The 17,708-nt window shown below is 68.8% G+C and carries 16 protein-coding genes; 4 read left to right on the forward strand and 12 right to left on the reverse strand.

Annotation, left to right across the window (positions count from 1 at the left end; genetic code table 11):
* Positions 1 to 2: 2 nt before the first annotated feature.
* From HV786_RS09725 to HV786_RS09775, 11 genes are all read right to left on the reverse strand, one after another.
* Entirely contained in the window at positions 3 to 1,394 is a 1,392-nt protein-coding gene (locus HV786_RS09725; RefSeq protein ID WP_128830232.1) for an FAD-binding oxidoreductase, read from the reverse strand.
* Between the two features lie 222 nt (positions 1,395 to 1,616).
* Complete coding sequence (locus tag HV786_RS09730; protein ID WP_420809633.1) at positions 1,617 to 1,856, reverse strand: hypothetical protein; 240 nt, start codon at positions 1,854 to 1,856, stop codon at positions 1,617 to 1,619.
* Between the two features lie 34 nt (positions 1,857 to 1,890).
* Positions 1,891 to 2,088 (reverse strand): hypothetical protein, encoded by a 198-nt coding sequence (locus tag HV786_RS09735; protein WP_128830231.1) that lies wholly within the window; start codon positions 2,086 to 2,088, stop codon positions 1,891 to 1,893.
* The gene (locus HV786_RS09740; protein WP_128830230.1) at positions 2,085 to 2,834 is read right to left on the reverse strand and encodes a BON domain-containing protein; all 750 of its coding nucleotides are present in this window, start codon (positions 2,832 to 2,834) and stop codon (positions 2,085 to 2,087) included. Before HV786_RS09740 ends, HV786_RS09735 begins: the two co-directional genes overlap by 4 nt.
* A gap of 549 nt (positions 2,835 to 3,383) precedes the next feature.
* A complete protein-coding gene (locus HV786_RS09745; protein ID WP_175210646.1) occupies positions 3,384 to 4,121 on the reverse strand; it encodes a glycosyltransferase family 2 protein in 738 nt (245 codons plus the stop codon).
* Positions 4,118 to 4,720 carry an SAM-dependent methyltransferase gene (locus HV786_RS09750; RefSeq protein WP_175210648.1) on the reverse strand — a complete coding sequence of 201 codons (603 nt, stop codon included), beginning with the start codon at positions 4,718 to 4,720 and terminating at the stop codon, positions 4,118 to 4,120. The genes HV786_RS09745 and HV786_RS09750 overlap by 4 nt, the downstream gene beginning before the upstream one ends.
* Positions 4,708 to 5,751 (reverse strand): acyl-CoA dehydrogenase family protein, encoded by a 1,044-nt coding sequence (locus tag HV786_RS09755; RefSeq protein WP_175210650.1) that lies wholly within the window; start codon positions 5,749 to 5,751, stop codon positions 4,708 to 4,710. Before HV786_RS09755 ends, HV786_RS09750 begins: the two co-directional genes overlap by 13 nt.
* 59 nt (positions 5,752 to 5,810) lie before the next feature.
* Positions 5,811 to 6,482 (reverse strand): ligase-associated DNA damage response endonuclease PdeM, encoded by a 672-nt coding sequence (gene pdeM / locus HV786_RS09760; protein ID WP_175210652.1) that lies wholly within the window; start codon positions 6,480 to 6,482, stop codon positions 5,811 to 5,813.
* Positions 6,466 to 8,928, reverse strand: coding sequence for a ligase-associated DNA damage response DEXH box helicase (locus tag HV786_RS09765; protein ID WP_128828467.1), 2,463 nt, complete (start codon positions 8,926 to 8,928; stop codon positions 6,466 to 6,468). Before HV786_RS09765 ends, pdeM begins: the two co-directional genes overlap by 17 nt.
* On the reverse strand, positions 8,925 to 10,529 hold the full coding sequence (locus tag HV786_RS09770; protein WP_128828468.1) for an ATP-dependent DNA ligase: 1,605 nt from the start codon (positions 10,527 to 10,529) through the stop codon (positions 8,925 to 8,927). Before HV786_RS09770 ends, HV786_RS09765 begins: the two co-directional genes overlap by 4 nt.
* 47 nt (positions 10,530 to 10,576) lie before the next feature.
* Positions 10,577 to 11,578, reverse strand: coding sequence for a ligase-associated DNA damage response exonuclease (locus HV786_RS09775; protein ID WP_128828469.1), 1,002 nt, complete (start codon positions 11,576 to 11,578; stop codon positions 10,577 to 10,579).
* Positions 11,579 to 11,877: 299 nt separating this feature from the next.
* On the opposite strand from HV786_RS09775, the gene HV786_RS09780 reads away from it, so the two are divergent.
* Positions 11,878 to 13,281 carry a 3-deoxy-D-arabino-heptulosonate 7-phosphate synthase gene (locus HV786_RS09780; protein WP_175210654.1) on the forward strand — a complete coding sequence of 468 codons (1,404 nt, stop codon included), beginning with the start codon at positions 11,878 to 11,880 and terminating at the stop codon, positions 13,279 to 13,281.
* Here the strand turns inward: HV786_RS09780 and HV786_RS09785 are convergent.
* Positions 13,260 to 14,225: a LysR family transcriptional regulator gene (locus tag HV786_RS09785; protein WP_128830176.1), complete on the reverse strand. Its 966-nt coding sequence runs from the start codon at positions 14,223 to 14,225 to the stop codon at positions 13,260 to 13,262. The genes HV786_RS09780 and HV786_RS09785 overlap by 22 nt on opposite strands.
* Before the next feature lie 104 nt (positions 14,226 to 14,329).
* Here HV786_RS09785 and HV786_RS09790 point away from each other — a divergent pair, with 104 nt between their 5' ends.
* From HV786_RS09790 to HV786_RS09800, 3 genes are read left to right on the forward strand one after another with little or no spacing between them, the layout of a single operon-like run.
* Complete coding sequence (locus tag HV786_RS09790) at positions 14,330 to 15,541, forward strand: CaiB/BaiF CoA transferase family protein (protein ID WP_175210656.1); 1,212 nt, start codon at positions 14,330 to 14,332, stop codon at positions 15,539 to 15,541.
* The gene (locus HV786_RS09795; RefSeq protein WP_175210658.1) at positions 15,541 to 16,617 is read left to right on the forward strand and encodes an NADPH:quinone oxidoreductase family protein; all 1,077 of its coding nucleotides are present in this window, start codon (positions 15,541 to 15,543) and stop codon (positions 16,615 to 16,617) included. The genes HV786_RS09790 and HV786_RS09795 overlap by 1 nt, the downstream gene beginning before the upstream one ends.
* Positions 16,554 to 17,588 (forward strand): Bug family tripartite tricarboxylate transporter substrate binding protein, encoded by a 1,035-nt coding sequence (locus tag HV786_RS09800; protein WP_128829202.1) that lies wholly within the window; start codon positions 16,554 to 16,556, stop codon positions 17,586 to 17,588. The genes HV786_RS09795 and HV786_RS09800 overlap by 64 nt, the downstream gene beginning before the upstream one ends.
* Positions 17,589 to 17,708 lie beyond the last annotated feature (120 nt).

Below are 17,708 nucleotides of genomic sequence, written 5' to 3' on the forward strand. Positions count from 1 at the left end.
CCTCAAGGCGCGGACGGCCTGATGTTCTGGTTGTGCCGGAAGAGGTTGTGCGGATCGTAGCGAGTCTTTACCTGCACCAGCCGGTCGAAGTTTTCACCATAGGCCGCGCCCACCCTTGCCGTCTCGTCCTGCGTCAGGAAGTTGACGTACACACCGCCCTGCGACCAGGGCTCGGTCGCCTTGAAAATGTCGCGCGTCCAGGCGATGCACCGCGCATCGTCCCCAGGATCGTCCCAGCGTCCGTGCACATTCATGGCGAACTGCGCGGACCGGTGCGGATAGGCCGTGGCGGAAACGGGCACTCGCATCGCCGCGCCGGCAATGTGGCCGAAGAAAATCTCGCATTGCGGTGACGGCACGTTCTGGACCGCCGACACGACGGCGTCGATCAGCCCATCCTGCAGCTCACCGATGTTGTGAGACTTCCAGTAGTTGCGCGCGCCGGGCGTCAGCAAGGGATCGAACGCCTTCTGCCAGGCCGCATAAGGCATCGGCCCGAGGTGCTCGCCATAGGGTTCGCCCAAGGCGCGCACCGCCTCCAGGGCCTGCGGCCCCTTGTCCACCCCGCCCGTGTAGCACGCGGCGAAGGCGACGATGGGCTTTCCGTGCACGGACGCCGGCAAGAACGGCAGCGGCGGCGCCTGGCGCAGCACGGCCCATACGGTCAGCTCCGGCGGCATCGATGGCAATGCGTCGCGGTAGCGCGCCAGCGCCTCGCGGCCCTGTTCGAGCGGCAACACCACCAGACCGCCGTACACCTCGGGGCCCACCGGATGAAGCTGGAACTCGAACATCGTAACCACGCCGAAATTGCCGCCGCCGCCGCGAAGCGCCCAGAACAGATCCGGATTCTCCGTTTCGCTGGCGCGCAGCGTCTGGCCATCGGCGGTGACGACATCGGCGGACACCAGATTGTCGATGGTCATGCCGAACCTGCGCGTCAGCCAGCCAAAACCGCCTCCCAATGTCAGGCCGGCCACGCCGGTGGTGGAATTGATGCCCAAGGGCACTGCCAGGCCGAACGCCTGCGCTTCGTGATCGAGGTCGGACAAGGTGGCGCCCGGTTCCACGTAGGCCCTGGCGCGCGCCGGATCGATGCGCACCGATTTCATGGGCGACAGGTCGATCATCATGCCGCCGTCGCAGACGGCAGTGCCCGCGATATTGTGGCCGCCGCCCCGCACGGAAATGATCAGGCCGTGTTCGCGCGCGTAGTCCACGGCACGGCGCACGTCGGCCGGCCCGGCGCATCGCGCGATGACGGCAGGCCGCCGGTCCACCGTGGCGTTCCAGATTTTTCGGGCCTCGTCGTAACCGGCATCGCCGGCCGACAGGATCTGACCCCGGGCCGCCGCCCGCAGATCGTCCAAACTACTGCTGGACAGGTTGTTCATCACACATCTCCTTGATGGCGATGTCTTTACAAACAGCGTGTAAAGCCGTCTATCTGCTGGGGCGCGACATGGGAATTGCCTCCTTGGAAAAGGGGCCATGACCCTGTGCACATGAATGCCCGGCGAACGCCGCGCGGGGGGAAGGCGGCAGACGCCCTGTGTCGTGCGCCGGAGCGTGCGTGATGAAAAAAGTATAGGCCTTTGGCCCGGGCGGCAGGCGCCCTATGAATCGTTTTTCAGGACGCCGCGCACGTTGAGCACGGCCAATCCTAGTTGCAGCGCAATAAGCGCCCAGGCGTCGTCGTGTAGCCCCCAGGCCACCCACAACACGTTGCTGGCAAGAAATACCCAGAATCCGGCCATGCGCCGGCCGGCGCTGCGCGAGGCGACCAGCCAGGCGGCGGCAAGCGACGCCACCATGGCCGGCCACTGCAGGAAGTCCCACAACGCGTCCAGCGTCATCGGCTACGGTTCCTGCTCAATGCACAGGACAGGTTCAAGGCTTGGACCGGGCGCCCTGCCCGCGGTTGCGCTGGCTCTGCTGGTCCTGGCCAGTCCCGATCTGCGTGGTATGGCCCTCCTTCTTGGTCCGGTTCTGCGTGTCGCCGTGGCTCGCCTGCGATTGCCGCGGCGTATCGTCCTGTGTGCGGTCCGCGCCGGTCTCGTTGTGCTTGTCGTCCTTATGCTTGGTCATGATTTGCTCCTTTCATTGACGCGGATCCGGTTGTCGACGTCGTTGACGCCGGCGCACTCCACGGTGCAATCCTCGACGTGATGCTTGATGCGGCGATTGGGGACAGTGCCCTCCAGCGCGACCCGGCCATCGGTGACCGAGACGGACACGTCGCTCACGTCCAGGCCGCTATGGGCGAGCGCCTCGCAGACGTTCTCGCGAATCCGGTCGTCCGAACGGATGTAGCCCTTGGGATCGGTCCTGCGCGATGCGCGGTCGCGCCACGCCGTCGGGCCACGGTTGTAGCCGCCGCGCTCGGCGGTTTCGAAGGACATGGATTCCTCGCGCCAAGCTGGACGGTCGCCGTAGTAGCCGCCTTCGTCGTCACCGAAGGATGTGGGGCCGTCGTAGGATTGATCGCGCCCGTAGGCGCGTTCGCGCCCGCCCTGATATCGGCCCTGGCCGCCCATGCCGCGGCCCTGATCGCCATATCGGCCGCCCGCGTCATGGTGGCGGTTATCGCCGCCACGCCCGCGATCCTGCCCCTCAACCACCTGTTGACGCTGGAAAGAGGGATCTTCGTTCGAAAATCCGCCATAGCTGCTCTGGCCAGGATCCGCGCTGCGGCTGCGCACAGGCTCTCGCGTCTGGCGCGCGCCTCCTGCCTGGCGGGTGCCTTCGCTCTGGTATCCGAACGAAGGCGCTGGGTCCTGCCACGGTTCCCGCTCGCCGCGAAATGCCGGCGTGTTTCTCGGGTCTCTGCTCATATCGTCTCTCCCGTTGCAAGTTGCACATCAAACGGGCCGGGTTCGGGGGCAACTGCGCGCCCTCGCCTGCCCGCCTGGTCAGGGCAGCAAGTGCTGTGCCGGACGGATGCGGCCGGCCGGACCGCACAAGGTCCACGCTGTATGGCCGATAGGCCAAAGGCGGTTGCGGTGCTAAGAATGGGTCATGCGGTCAGAACGCCGCGGCAAGGCCAACAACCGCATCCGGCAACACGACACACGACATTCAGGAGATGAAATATGGCTTCAGGATCCAGGCTGTCCGATGTAATCGTAAAACTCCCCGATCGCTCCACCTGCCGCGTAGAACGGCGTTTGATCGCAAGGAGAACGCAAGAAGCATCCGGTGTCCCCATCTACGTCTGCACCCTTCCGACCGGCGAACCCGTCACGTGGCTGGGGGGAGGCAAATACCGGCTGCCGTGCGGGTCGGTGGGGGTGGCAGTGGCGCACAAACCGCCTGACAGGTGACGGGGCAGGCGGTTGGCACGCGGGCGGCGCGCAGCACGCGCTGGCCCGGATGATGGCCTATCACGAGCAGTGGCAGAACGGCGTCCCGCCCTCGACGTCCGGCTCCGAGTCCGGCTGAGCGCCATCGCCGCCCGCCGCCGCGTCCCACCCTCTGCGCAGCGCGGTCGCAAATCCGCCTTCGACGCGCGAAAACGGCCGGGCGCTGGTGGTCACGCGCGGCAGGCAGGACCATGCAATGTGCGCGCCGCCGGCTTCCAGCTTGTCGACCAGGGCCTGGTCCTCGCTGCAGGTCAACGCCGCAAAACCGCCGATGCGCCGATATACCTGCGCCGCGACGCCAAGGTTCGCCCCGTGCACGTGCCGGTGGCCATCGCGGTCCTGGTAATGCGCGGCAAACGCGCCGCGCGCCTGCTGCGCAAACGCGCCATGCGCCTCCCATCCCGCGACCGATATCGTGCCGCACACCACTTCCGCGTTCAGGGAAAGCTGGTCGGCCAGCCAATCGGGCGACACGTTCGTGTCGGCATCGGTGAAGGCCAGCCAACGCGCGCCGGCGTCCAGCAGATGATGCGCGCCCGCGGCGCGCGCGACGCCCACGTTGCGCGCGTGGACCGTCAGCAGATCCACCGGCCATCCGGCGACGATGCCCGCGGTCCGATCCACGCAGTGATCCAGCACCACCGCGATCCGCACCGCTTCGCCGCCAAGCCGCGCATGGCGCGAGGCGCGCAGGACGGTGCGCAGACAGGCCTCGATATGGCGCTCTTCGTTGTGCGCCGGAATACACACGCCGATCATGAATCGCTTCCTTGGGGTTGTCTGCGCCACACATCCAGGCGGAACTCGGGCTCTTCATGCCGCGCCGTGCACACCAGGCCGGCCAGCGCGCCGAACGCGGCATGCAGCGCATCCGTGGGCTGGAGACGGTCATCGAAATCCGGGCGCCAGTGGCAGGCGACGAGTTCGCCGCCGGCGCCCAGCGACGCGTCCACGCCACGCAGAAAAGCGCGAAGCGCGGCGTCGTCCAGGTAATACGCCACTTCCGACAGCACAATGAGGTCAAAGCCGCCCGGCGGCACGTCAGGCCACTGCCGCGGCAGGTCCAGCGCCAGCACCGAGACGTGGTCAATGCCCTCGCCCGCCATGCGAGCGCCGCAACGCGCGGCCGCCGCGGGAGCGACGTCGACGGCGCAGACCTGCGCGCACCGCAGCGCCAGGCATCGGGTCAACTCCCCGGTGCCGCAGCCCGGCTCAAAGGCGTGGCGATAGTGTTCGCGGCCGAGCGCCGCCAGCAGCAGGCCGCGCTTGCGGCGTTCGTACCAAGCGCTTGCCACGCGCCACGGGTCGGCGTCGGCGCGGTACAGCCGTTCGAAGTGATCCGCGGCTACAGTGCCCATGGCGCGCTTTCGTGGTTGAGCACCGCTTGTCCGTGCGCCGCCTGATCGCGTTCGGCATGGCTCTGACGGATGAAGACGGGCAGATCGGCCATCACCTGCGCAAAGCCGGCGTCGCGGCACAACGGCCCCGCGCCCAGCGCGCGCGCCGCCCGTTCCACCACCACGGCCGCCGCTGCCTCCACGGCCAAGCGGGCTCGCGCGCAAGCCATCGCGCACGACTGGCTCGGATGCGCATCGATCTCGGCGGCGGTTTCGCGCAGCACCGCCCGCGCCTGCGCCAGGGCGACGTCGACGGCGCCCAGGTGCGCGAGGCGATGCGGGTCGGCTGACGTAACGGGCAACGCCGCGCGCAACGACTGCGCAATGTGCACCAGCCCGCCATACCAGCACGCCGCGACACCGGCGCCGCCGTGCAGGAAACCGGGGCGGTTCACGTAGGCGCCGGGTTTGCCCACCAGCGTGCACGGCGCGTGGCTGAAGACCACGTCGACGCTGGCCGCCGCGCGCATGCCCACGGCGTGCCAGCCGGCGTCGGTCACCTTGACGCCATCCTGATCCATTGCCACCGACACCAGACAGGGTTCTCCGGCCGGATTCCAGCCGCTGACGAGCGCGTGCGTCACGGATGCCGCCCCGGAACACCAGGCCTTGACGCCGTGCAGCAGCGCCGAACCATCGGCACGCTGCGTGATCTGGACGCGGTGATCCGGGGGTTCGGCGCACCACACGGCCCAGCGGCTATTCGCCATCGTGGGCGCGGGCAACGCCTGCAACTCCGCCAGGATGGCGAGCGCATCGGTGTGGCCCTCGAAAAGCTTGGCGAGGCTGAGATCCGCTGCCGCCACGCGGGCCAGCGCCTGCCACCGTTCGCGCGTGCCGCCCGAAGCGGGCAGCGGCAGCCGGTCGCCCCCCTGCTCGACAAGGGTCCGCAGCCACCGCCCCGGATCGAGCGGCGCATGGGCAGCTGAAAGCGCCTCATCGAGGATGTCCAGGCAGGACGGTTGAGCGGCAAGGCCGCGATGGTCTGTCATGAAGATTGGGGCACAAGGTGCGCAAGAAGATGCGCCCCGTTCAGCAAACGCCGTGCCCGTCACGGCGGGGGTGGCGACCACGCCAGCGCCAGCGCATCGCCTTCCACGCACGCGACTAACGACGCGCCCTGCCCGCCTTGCACCGGATGCCCGCCCGTGAAGTCGGAAAACGCCGGCAGCACGGTGATGCCGGGGCGCAGCCAGAAGGCCGGCCAGCTGCGCGGCACGCCCGGCACGCGCGTCTTCGGATGCACGTGGCCGGCAATGACGTGCCGGCCCTGCGTGTCCGGCGTTGGCAGATGCCGGAATAGGAATGGACCGTCGGCCCACGCCTGCCCAAGCTGGCGCATGCCCAGCGCCGGCGCGTCCAGGGCCCGGTCGTGGTTGCCGGCCAGCACCGCCACGTCCACGCCCGCATGCACCTCGCGCCACGCGATCCACGCATCGCGCCAGGCGGCCTGCGCGGCGGGGCCGTGCAGCACGTCGCCCACGATCAGCAATTCGGTCGACTGCGTCGCCGCGATCAGCGCCGACAAGCGATTCAAGTCATCCATCGTCGCGCCGCGCGGCACGGCGATGCCCGCCTGGCGAAAGACATGGCTCTTGCCCAGATGCAGGTCGGCAATCACCAGCCGGGACCGCGCCGGCCAGTGCATGGCGCGCGCGCCCAGCAGGACGACGCGTTCGCCCGCCAGCGCCATCGCCAGGCCTGCGTCAGGCGACGCGTGCATAACGCTTCTCCAGTTGCTCGGCGGCGCGCTTGACACGCGCCTGCCAGGTCTCGGTGCTGAGCTGTCCGCGCAGGCTTTCGGTCCACAGCGGAAACGACAGCGGCGTGAGCGCGCGCGGTTCGCACAAGGCCAGATCGCGGCGCTGGCAGTCCTGCAGCGCCGCCAGCAGGCGCGGCGCCTCCAGCTGCAATTCAAAGACTTCGCGCTCCGCCTGCGCCAGCAGAAGGTGATCGGGATCGTAGCGGCGCAGCACGTCGTAGAGCAGACCGCTGGACGCCTGCACCTGCCGCAGCGAGCGCGCCGCCTGCCCCGGCAACGACGGCGTCAACAGGCCGGCAACGCGGGCAATTTCCCGGAACTGGCGGCGCGCCATTTCACCCAGATTGACGCCGTCGCGCAGGTCTTCGGTCATGTTGTCGGGACTAAGCAGCGCGCGCAGCAGCGCGTCGTCCAGCGCGGCAGGTTCGGCCAGCGTCAGCATCAGCCCGTAGTCATTGACGGTGTAGGAAATCGTGTTGGGCTGGCGCCGGCCCCAGCGCAGCGCGACCATCGCGGCGATGCCCTCGTGCACGGCGCGGCCGGCGAACGGGAACAGGAACAGATGCGTGCCGCGCCGCGTCTTGATGAGCTCGGCCACCAGCCGCCCGTGGTCAGGCAGCGCGCTGGCCTCTTCCTGAATCCGCAGCAGCGGCCCGACCGCACGCATTTCCGGATGGTCGCCAGGATGGGAATACAGGCTTTCCACTTCGCTCGCCAACTGCGTCGACAAGGGCATGCGGCCGCCCTGCCACGTCGCGACGGGCCCGTCGCCGGCTTTTGCGCGGCGCACATAAGCGACCATGCCCTCCAGCCGCACCAGCTCCAGCGTGCGGCCGGCGAACTGAAAGCGGTCGCCGCGTCTCAGACGCGCCAGGAATCCTTCCTCGACGGACCCCAGGCTGCCGCCCCGCAGATACTTCACCGCTACCGCGCCATCGGACGTGATGGTGCCGATGGACAACCGATGCCGGAAGGCGATGCGCCGGTCGTGCACGCGGTAGCAGCCATCCTCGTCGCGCACCACGCGGTGGTAGTCCGGGTACTTTGCCAGCGCGCGCCCCCCTTGCACGATGAAATCCAGCACGGCCTGCCACGTTTCGGCGTCAAGCGTGGCGTAGGCATGCGTGCCGCGAACTTCCTCGTACAGCTGGGCGGCATCGAACCCGCCGCCCAGCGCCAGCGTCACGGCGTGCTGGGCCAGCACGTCCAGGCTGCCGATGGGCGGCATGCGCGATTCGATCTCGCCGCGCGCGATCGCCTGGCGGGCCGCGGCATATTCGATCAGTTCCAACGCCTGCGCCGGCACGCAGACGACGTTGCCCGATTCGCCCGGCCGATGCTTGGCGCGCCCGGCCCGCTGCAACAGGCGCGCCACGCCCTTTGGGCTGCCGATCTGCAGCACCTGGTCCACCGCCGGGAAATCCACGCCCAGATCCAGGCTGGACGTCGCGACCACGCAGCGCACCGTGCCGTCGCGCAGCCCTTGCTCGACCCCGGCGCGCAGCTTGGGATCCAGCGAGCCGTGATGCAGGGCCAGCGTGCCCGGGGCTTCTGGCCAGATCGATTCCAGCGCGCGATGCCACAGCTCGGCCTGCGCCCGGGTATTCGTGAACAGCAGCGTCGCGCGCACGTCGAAAAGGCGCTTGAAGACGCGTTCGAGCTGCGACAGCCCCAGGTGGCCCGCCCAAGGCAGCGCGCGGCTGCGTTCCGGCAGCAAGGTCGAGATCTGGATCTTGCGCGGCTTGGCGCCCGCCACCAGCGCGCTGTCCGGCGCCTGCGGCAGCAGCACCGCCCGGGCCTGCTCCAGATTGCCCAGCGTGGCGGACAGCCCCCACGTCCGTGCGGCCGGCGACAGCTTCCGAACTCGCGCCAGGCATAGCTGCAACAGCACGCCCCGTTTGTTGCCCAGGAGCTCGTGCCATTCGTCAACGACAATGCAGCGCAACGCGCGAAAGCGCAGCGACGCATCGGCGTACGACAGCAGCAGCGCCAGCGATTCGGGCGTAATGACCAGCACGTGCGCCTTGCCCTGCCGCGCCAGCCGCTTGTCACGCGCGCTGGCGTCGCCGGTACGCAACGCGACCGTCCAGTCGATGCCCAATTCGCTCGCCGTCTGCGTCAATGCCCGCGTGGTATCGGCGGCCAGCGCGCGCAGCGGCGTGACCCACAGCACGCGCGGCCCTTCGCCCGCGGCTGCGCGCACCGGTGTGTCGTCTTCAAGCGCTTCGAGCAGCGGGCCGCCAAATGCCGCCAATGTCTTGCCGCTGCCCGTCGGTGTGTGCAGCAACCCCGACTCGCCATCCAGATAACGGCGCCACGTTTCGCGCTGAAAAGGCGCGGGCTTCCAGCCGCGTGTCTTGAACCACGCGATCAGCGGCGCGTCCCTGCCCCGGGCCCCGCCACTCATCGCGCCAGCGCCTTCAGGGTGACAAGCTGATCGGCCTCGCCCGCAGGCTTGTCGTGCCGCCAGCGCAGGATGCGCGGAAAGCGCACCGCCACGCCGGACTTGTGCCGTTTGGACAGGTTGACACCCTCAAAGCCCAGTTCGAACACCTGCACCGGCTCGACCGAGCGCACCGGCCCGAAGCGTTCGCGCGTGTGGGCGCGCAGCCAGCGATCCAGTTCCAGGATCTCTTTGTCGTCCAGCCCCGAATACGCCTTGGCGATCGGCACCAGCGCATCGCCATCCCACAGCCCGAAGGTGTAGTCGGTGTAAAGCGTGCTGCGCCGGCCATGACCGGACTGCGCGTACAACAACACGGCGTCAATGGTGAGGGGATCGATCTTCCACTTCCACCAGTCGCCGCGCCGCCGTCCGCTTTGATAGGGCGCGCTGCGGCGCTTGAGCATGAAGCCCTCGACACCGCGCTCGCGCGATTGCGCGCGCAGTGCGTGGGCCTCGTCCCAGTCCGTGGGCGCCACGGCCGGCGACATGCGCAGCCGCGGATCGGGGTGGCTGCGCAGCAGCGCTTGCAGACGCTCACGCCGCTCTGCCTGCGGCAATTCGCGCAGGTCCTCGCCTTCCAGTTCAAGCAAGTCGTACGCCAGCATCTGCACCGGCGCCTCGGCCAGCCACTTGGGTCCCGGCTTCAGGCGCTGGATACGGGTTTGCAGCGCTGAAAACGGCATGGGATCCGTCTGACCATCCTGCCAGGCCAGCAACTCGCCATCGATGACGCAGTCCACGTTCAGCGCGGCGGCGGCCGCCTCCACTTCCGGAAAACGCCCGTCCAGCCGCTCTTCGCCGCGCGACCACAACGACACTTCGCCGTGGCGCCGGATCAACTGCGCGCGGATCCCATCCCACTTCCATTCCAGCAGCCACTCGTCGATGGGTCCCAGAATGGCCGGCTCGCCTTCAAGCGGCGAGGCCAGGAAGAAGGGGTAAGGCTGCTGGCGATCGCCGGGCAGTTCTTCCACGCTGAGCAAGTCGCGCAGGAACGCCGGGCTGGGGGACCACGCGCCCAGCATGCGCTGCGCGATGCGGGCGATGGGCACCCCCGACATCTCGGCCAGCGCCTGCTGCACCATGCGCTGCGACACCCCGACGCGCAGCGCGCCAGTCAGCAGCTTGTTGAACACGAGACGTTCGGCATAGGGCAGGCCCAGCCACGCCGACACGACGACCTCGCGCCGCTCGGTCTCGTCGCGATTGGCCACGGGCAGCAAAACCTCTTCGATCCAATCGGCCAGCCCGCGATCGGGCGCGGCCTGTACCGGATCCGGCACCAGCAACGCCAAGGTTTCGGCCAGGTCGCCGACCTGGTCATAGCAGGCGTCCAGCAGCCACGGGGCCGTGCCGGAGGCGTCGGCGGCCCATGCGCGCAATTCGCCCACGCCGGCAATCTTCTTGCGCGCGCTGGTGATCTTGCCGCCCGCCAGCAGATACAACGCCCAGACCGCGTCGCGCGGCGGCGCATCGCGGAAGTACGCCACCAGCGCCGCGCGCTTGTCCAAGGTGGCGGTGCTGCGGTCAAGCTCCTGATACAACCCCGCGAATCGCTTCATGCCTGCGTCCGTTCCCCTGTCGATGATCCAGGATGTTCGTGTCCTTCCTAATCGTCTTCGCCATACTGCGTCACCAGCGTCTCCGCGGCGACGCCCGAATCATTCAGCGTCCGCACCAGCGCCTCGGTGTCGCCGTGCGTGGCGATGACCCGCTTGGCGCCGGTGTCGCGGATCGTGCGCACCAGATCGGGCCAATCCGCATGGTCCGACACCACGAAACCCCGATCCATGTTGCGCCGCCGCCGATTGCCCCGCAGCCGCATCCACCCGGACGCAAACCCATGCTGCGCCTTGCGAAAGCGCCGCAGCCACGGGCTGCCGGCGGCTGACGGCGGCGCAAGGATCAGCTCTCCAGCAAATCCCGTGCCCGAGGCGGCGGGGCCGTCCGCATCGATGACCAGCCGCGTCTCGGCCAGCGGCACGCCCGCCTTGCGGTACACGTCCACCCCCGCGGCGATCGCGCCATGCAGGTAGACCGGGCGGTCGATGAATGGGATCAATTCCGCAAGCACGCGCTGCGCCTTGCCCAACGCATAGCAATACAGAATGGCCGCCTCGCCGCGCGCGCCACAGTGGTCGCGCCACTGCACGATGTCGCGCGCCACGTCCGAGGCGCTGGGCCAGCGATAGATGGGCAGCCCAAAGGTGGCCTCGGTGATGAAGGTGTCGCAAGGCACGACTTCAAAGGGGCTGCACGTGGGATCGGGCTGGCGCTTGTAGTCGCCGGAGACGACCCAGACTTCCCCGCCGACTTCGATGCGCACCTGCGCCGACCCAAGCACGTGGCCGGCCGGATGCAGCGACACGCGCGCGTCGCCCAACGTGAAGGTCTCGCCGTACGCATGGACGCGGTAATCCTGGTCGCCCAGGCGCCATTGCAGAATGGGCAAGCCTTCGGCGCTGGTGTGGTAGCGGCCCATGCCCGAGCGCGCATGATCGCCGTGGCCATGCGTCAGCACGGCCACGTCCACCGGCCGCCAGGGATCGATATGAAAGCCGCCGGCCGGACAGTACAGCCCTTCCGGACGCAATTGCACGATGTCGCGCATGGCACCTCCCGATCGGCGCGGCGCAAGGGGTTTGCGGCCGCTTGCCTTGGTTATACCCCGCGCCGCCGCGGGAAATCCGCGCCAACCGCGCGCCGCTAACATCCGATGAGAATTTAAAACTTCAGTTGCAGACGAGGGGCGTCGCAAGCAAGTAGTGTGTAGCGGTGGCTCAAAGGAGAAAATATGCGTACAAATCACATCCTCACCATCATTGCCCTGGTCGTCGTGGTGTCGATCGCCGTGTCGGTCGTGCCCTGGTAGGTAGCTAGCGACGAGGCCGGGCATGCCACGGAACGTTCATGCCCGCTGCCTTACCTCCCGCCTTGATCGCACAGACGCTGCGCGCCGTGGCGCGCCGCTACCGCGTCGCGGCAATGTCCGCACCCACGCGCGGGCTTGAAGATTCCGACCCTGCGGCGGCGCTTGCCGCCGCCATCGAAGCGGGCCGCGCGGCGCTGACTTCATGCGCCGAGCCGCAGCGCGAGCATCAGCATCTTTTTTTCGCTGCGCTGTCGCGGTTGATCCGCGACGCCCTGCGGGACCCGGGCGGAGATCCCGTTTTCCAAGCCATGGTCCTGCGCCATCAAAGTGCGCAGGTGCGCGAGCATGCTTCGCTATCGGCGCATGCGGGCGCGGACCGGCGCGCCGTGCGCACCGCGGTGGATGCGTTTGCGCATCCCGGCAAGCGTCGCCGGATGGCCGCCGGGCCGTTGGCGGATGCGCTTGCGGCCTTGCATGGCGCATCTGCGGCCGGCGAATGGCGCGTGCTGACGCAAGGCGTACAAACGCTGCTTTGCGCACTGTCGTCCGATGAAAAAGCGGACGCGGCGCTTGCCGGTCAACTGGAGGGGTTGCTTCGCGATCCCGCCTTGGCGCGTCTGCGGCGGCAGGACGACTTGGCGGCGGATCCCCAAGTTCAACGCTATCAATCCCTGTGGCAGCGCCAAGGCCCGCGCACCGGCACGCCCGAGGCCGCCGCCCAGGGGCTGGACGCCCGGCGCCGCGGTGTGGCCGTCGAGGCGCTCGCGGAATCGTCAATCGCTGCGCTGGCCAAACACCTTGAGCAGGCGGGTGGCGAGACCTATCGCGTCGCCACGTCCCTGCGCGTGCCGGCCTCGATACCCGGCAATGCCGACCGGGCCAAGACCGAATGGGACGTGGCCCTGCTGCGCCAGTCGGGTGGCGATGCGGCGAACCCGGTCTGGGACGTGTGTCTGCTGGTCGAGGCCAAGGCTTCCACAGATGCCGCGACCACGGATCTGCCCCGGTTGGTGCGCGGCCTGCGGCTGCTCAAGCATGCCGACGCGCAGACCACTTATGTGTTTGACAGCCATCAGGGCCCCCTGCGGCTGCGCGGCTCGGCGCTGGCCGCGCTGCCGGCGGACCCGGACGAGCTGGACAGCACGATCCTCTATTTTTCGGACGCACCCGCGGAACCCGCGCCCCGGCTGCTCAGCGCCGCGAGCCGCATGCAGCTGCTTTCCGCGCAAGAAAGTTTGGACTACGCCAGCCGGATGATCGCAGGCGAAGCGCCAGATTCGCAGACGCTTGCGCCGCTGTGGCATCACCTGCTCGCATCGCCACGCTGGAGCCCCGTGCTCAATCAGTTTCCGTGCTTGCAGCAGGTGCGGGCGCTGATGGTGCATGCCGACGATCTTGAGGCGGCCATCGCGCGGTTGGGTCAGGACGGCGTAGAAGCCTGATCGCTCGCGGCGGGAAGCGTCCCGCCCCAGTCCCGCGCATGCCGCTCGATGTGCTCGCGGATGAAGTCGGCAAGCACGCGCGTGGCCATCGACGGAAAGCGGTTCGGTGCAGTCAGCAGATAGATGGCATCGCCCACGCCCTCGGGCTCGAACGTGGGCAACACCTGCACCAGCGTCTGATCGCGCAGCATTTCCCACACGGCGTAGCGCGGCAGCAGCGCCACGCCCAGCCCCGCCAGCACCGCGTCGCGCAGGAACGGATAGTCGCCCGATTGCAGCCGGGGCGCCACACGCAGGATCAACGGATCGCCGTGCGCCTGCTTGAGCCGCAGATCGAAGCGCCGGCCCAGCGATTGCGGCGCGATGAGGTCGCAGCGGCCCAACTGTTCGATGTGCTGCACCGGCCCGTTGCGCGCCAGAAAGCCGGGCGATGCGCACAAGCACCACTGGATGCCGCATAGCCGCCGTGCCACGTGATCCTCGGGCGGAGACGAGGTGATCTTGAGCGCAATGTCGACCTCGGCGGAGATCAGGTCGCCGATGCCGTCGTTGATGTGCACGCGCAGCGCGATGTCGGGATGGGCGCGCGCGAACTCCAGCAGCACCGGCGCCAGATAAAGATGGCCAAGCCCCGTGGGCAGGCGGATACGCACATCGCCGCGCACCGCGCCATCGAGGCTGTCGATGGCCGCCTGCACCGCGCGCATCTCGTCCAGCAGCCTGATGCCGTGCTGGTACAGCAACTGCCCCGCCTGCGTCAGCTCGACATGGCGGGTGGTGCGCCGGAACAGTTGCGCACCCAGATCGAGTTCCAGCCGCTTCAGCCGATGCGACATGTTCGACCGCGTCATGCCGCAGCGCTGGGCGGCTGCGCTGAGATTGCGCGACTCGACCATCGCGACAAAGAGCCTGACGAGGTTCAGGTCCGGCATATTGTCAATCATGATTCACCATTCCCGGCACAAACCGATGGATTGTCCAATGCGTCGGCCGAGTCTAGCATCGTCTTCATTGCCCTAGACCCCTTGCCGAGGAGCGCCCGATCCCCATGCCGACCCCGCCCATTGACGCTTCTTGCGGCCCCTACGCCGGACTGCGTGTGCTGGACCTGAGCCAGGGGATCGCGGGCCCGTACTGCGCGCAGATCCTGTGGCAGCAAGGCGCCGACGTCATGAAGGTGGAGCCGCCCGACGGCGACTGGGGCCGGCACGTGGGCGTTGTGCGCGACGACCAGAGCGCGCTGTCCATCGCCTACAACGCCGGCAAGCGCGGCGTGTGCGTGGACGCGCGCCAGCCGCGCGGCAAGGCACTTCTGGCGGAGCTGGCGCAACGCGCGGACCTGGTGATCCAGAACTTCCGGCCGGGCGTGGCCGAGCGCATGGGGGTGGGCTACGACAGCCTCGCGGCGCGTTGCCCCGGCCTCGTCTACGTGTCCATCAGCGGTTACGGACCGGACGGCCCCTATGCCAACGCGCCGGCTTCGGATTCGGTGATGCAGGCCGACAGCGGCCTGATGTTCGCCAACCAGACGCCCGCCGGCGAGCCCCGCCGCATCGGCCTCTTGATGGCAGACATCGCCACCGCGCTGTACGCCGTGCAGGCCGCCAGTGCCGCGCTCTACCAGCAGGCGCGCAGCGGCCGCGGCCAGCATGTGCAGCTCAGTCTGCTTGCCGCCTGCGCGGCCTTGCAGGTGAACGACATTCTTGCCTACGGCATCGCAGGACAGCGCGAGGCGGTGGCGGTCAGCGCGCCCAATGGCGTGTTCGACACCGCCGACGCGCGCCTGTCGGTGCTGGCGCTGAACAACGATCAGTTCGCGCGCTTGTGCCGCGCGCTGGAGCGGACCGATTGGCTGGCCGATCCGGCCCTGTCCACCAACGCGGGGCGCATGGCGCAGCGCGACCGCCTGCATCGGGAAATGGCCGAGCAACTGGCGCTGCATCCCGCCGCGCACTGGGTGGAACGCCTGGCGCGCGAAGACGTGCTGCATGCCCGCGTGCGCGATTACGACGGTCTGGCCGCGCATCCGCAGGCCGCGCACCTGGGCTTGCTGGAACCGCTGGCGCAGCCGGGCGGCGAGCCGCTGCCCTATGCGCGCGCGGCCGGCGCCTTGTCGCGCCGGCCCCTTGCCGCCGCGCCCGCGGTTGGTGAGCACACGGTGGAGGCGCTGACCGATTGGGGCGTGCCGCGCGGGGAGATCCAGGCCCTGCTTGAGACCGGCGTGCTGCGCCAGGCTGCTTGCAGCAAGGAGGCCGTCTGATGCGCGCCCTGGTCTGCCATCGCCACGGTCCGGTCGAGGACGTCGTGCCCGGCGAGCTCGCCGACGCGCCTGCCCCCGCCCCCGACGAGGTCACCATCGCCATCGAGCATGCCAGCGTCAGCCACGCAACCAAGCTGCTGATCGAGGGGCGCTATCAAAGCCGTCCGCCCCTGCCCTTTGCGCCCGGCACGGAGGCCGCCGGCCGCGTCATCGCCTGCGGCGCCAAGGTCACACGCCTCAAGCCCGGCGACAGGGTGGTGGCGCTGGCGCGCTGGGGCTGCTACGCCGAACGCCTGACCGTGCCCGAATACACCGTCTATCCGGTGCCCGAGGACTTGCCGCTCCTGACCGCGCTGCCCATCCCGATTTCGTATGGCACCGCCTGGGCAGCGCTGCTCTGGCGCGCCGCCATGCAGCCCGGCGAGACGGTGCTGGTGCTGGGCGCCGGCTCCGGCGTGGGGCTGGCGGCCGTCGAGATTGCGTCGGCGCTGGGCGCGAACGTGATCGCCTGCGCCAGCACGCCGGAAAAGCGCCAGGCCGCGCTGGACGCGGGCGCGGCCCATGCGTTCGCCGCCGACGCGGACATGCCGCAGGCCGTCAAGGCCGCCAGCCACGGGCGTGGCGCGGACGTGGTGCTGGACGCCGTGGGCGGCGACGCCTTCGAACACAGCGTGCGCGCCGCGGCGGCCAACGCGCGCATGGTGTCGGTGGGTTTCGCCAGCGGCCGCATTCCCGACGTGCCGCTGAACCTGCTGCTTGTGAAGAACATTGCCCTGCATGGGTTTTTCTTTGGCCGCTACATCGGCTGGACGCCCGCGGACGAACGCATCGTCCACGCGCCCGCCGTGCAGCGGACCATGTCCACCCTGTTCGACTGGGCCCGCCGCCAGCGGATCCGGCCGGCTGTAACGGCGATCTATCCGATCACCGGTCTTGCCGCAGCACTCGCCGCCCTGGAAAGCCGACAAGTCGTCGGCAAGGTGGCGATCACAATAACGACGGAGACAACCCCATGCGTACCCACGACTTCCGGCGCGCCGCCTGGCCGCGCCGCGCCCGCGCGGCGATCGATGTAGCGCCCCGCATTCGCCAGCTTGCAGCCTTGGCCCTGGCGGCCAGTTGCGCCTGCTTTACGGTCGCGGCGCAGGCAGCCGATGCCTACCCCAGCAAGCCCATCACCATGGTGGTGCCCTACCCGCCGGGCGGCCCGACCGATATCGTGGCGCGGCTGGTGGCCGCGGAAATGTCCAAGACCATCGGCCAGAACATCGTCGTCGACAACAAGCCGGGCGCCAGCGGCATGATCGGCGCGGACCTGGTGGCGCGCGCCGCGCCCGACGGCTACACATTCCTGGCCAACGCCTCGCTGCACGTCATCAACCCGTACATCTACGCGTCGATGCGCTATGACGCCTTCAAGGATTTCGTGCCCATCACGCAGCTGGCGGACGTGCCGCTGGTGCTGGTGGTGCCGCAGACCTCCAAGGTGCGGACCGTGCAGGACCTGGTGGCGCAGGGCAAGACCCAGCCGCTGAACTTCGGTTCGGCCGGCTCGGCGTCTGCGCAGCAGCTTGCGGGCGAGTCCTTCAAGGTGCGCGCCGGCCTGCCGATGCAGCACGTGCCCTACAAAGGCAGCGCGCCCGCGCTGACGGATCTGGTGGGCGGACAGATTCAGCTGATGTTCGATTCCATGCCGTCGGCCATGCCCTTCATCAAGTCCGGCAAGCTGCGCGCGGTGGCGGTCACCACAAGCCGGCGCGTGGATGAGCTGCCCGACGTGCCCACGATGGCCGAGTCCGGATTTCCGGGCTTTGACATCAGCACCTGGTACGGTCTGTGGGCGCCCAAAGGCACGCCGCCGGCCATCGTGGCCAAGCTGTCCGAGCATGCGGCCCGGGCGCTTCGCCAGCCCAATGTCGTGACGCAGTATGCGGGCCTGGGCGCCAAGCCGGTGGGATCGGACCCCGCGACGTTTGCCCAATTCAACGTGTCGGAAGGCGAAAAGTGGCGGGACATCGTCAAGGCGGCGCAAATCAAGCCGCAATAGTGGGAAAGGCGGGCCGCAAAGACCATCTGACCGGACGCGGGCACGCGCGGCGCGGGTAATCCCCCATAAGCAGCGCCGCGCCGCTGGATAAGAATTCATGGTTCGCAAGCCAACCAGTCC

The organism is Achromobacter mucicolens, assembly GCF_902859725.1.
In the GTDB taxonomy this organism is placed as follows: Bacteria; Pseudomonadota; Gammaproteobacteria; order Burkholderiales; family Burkholderiaceae_B; genus Achromobacter; species Achromobacter mucicolens.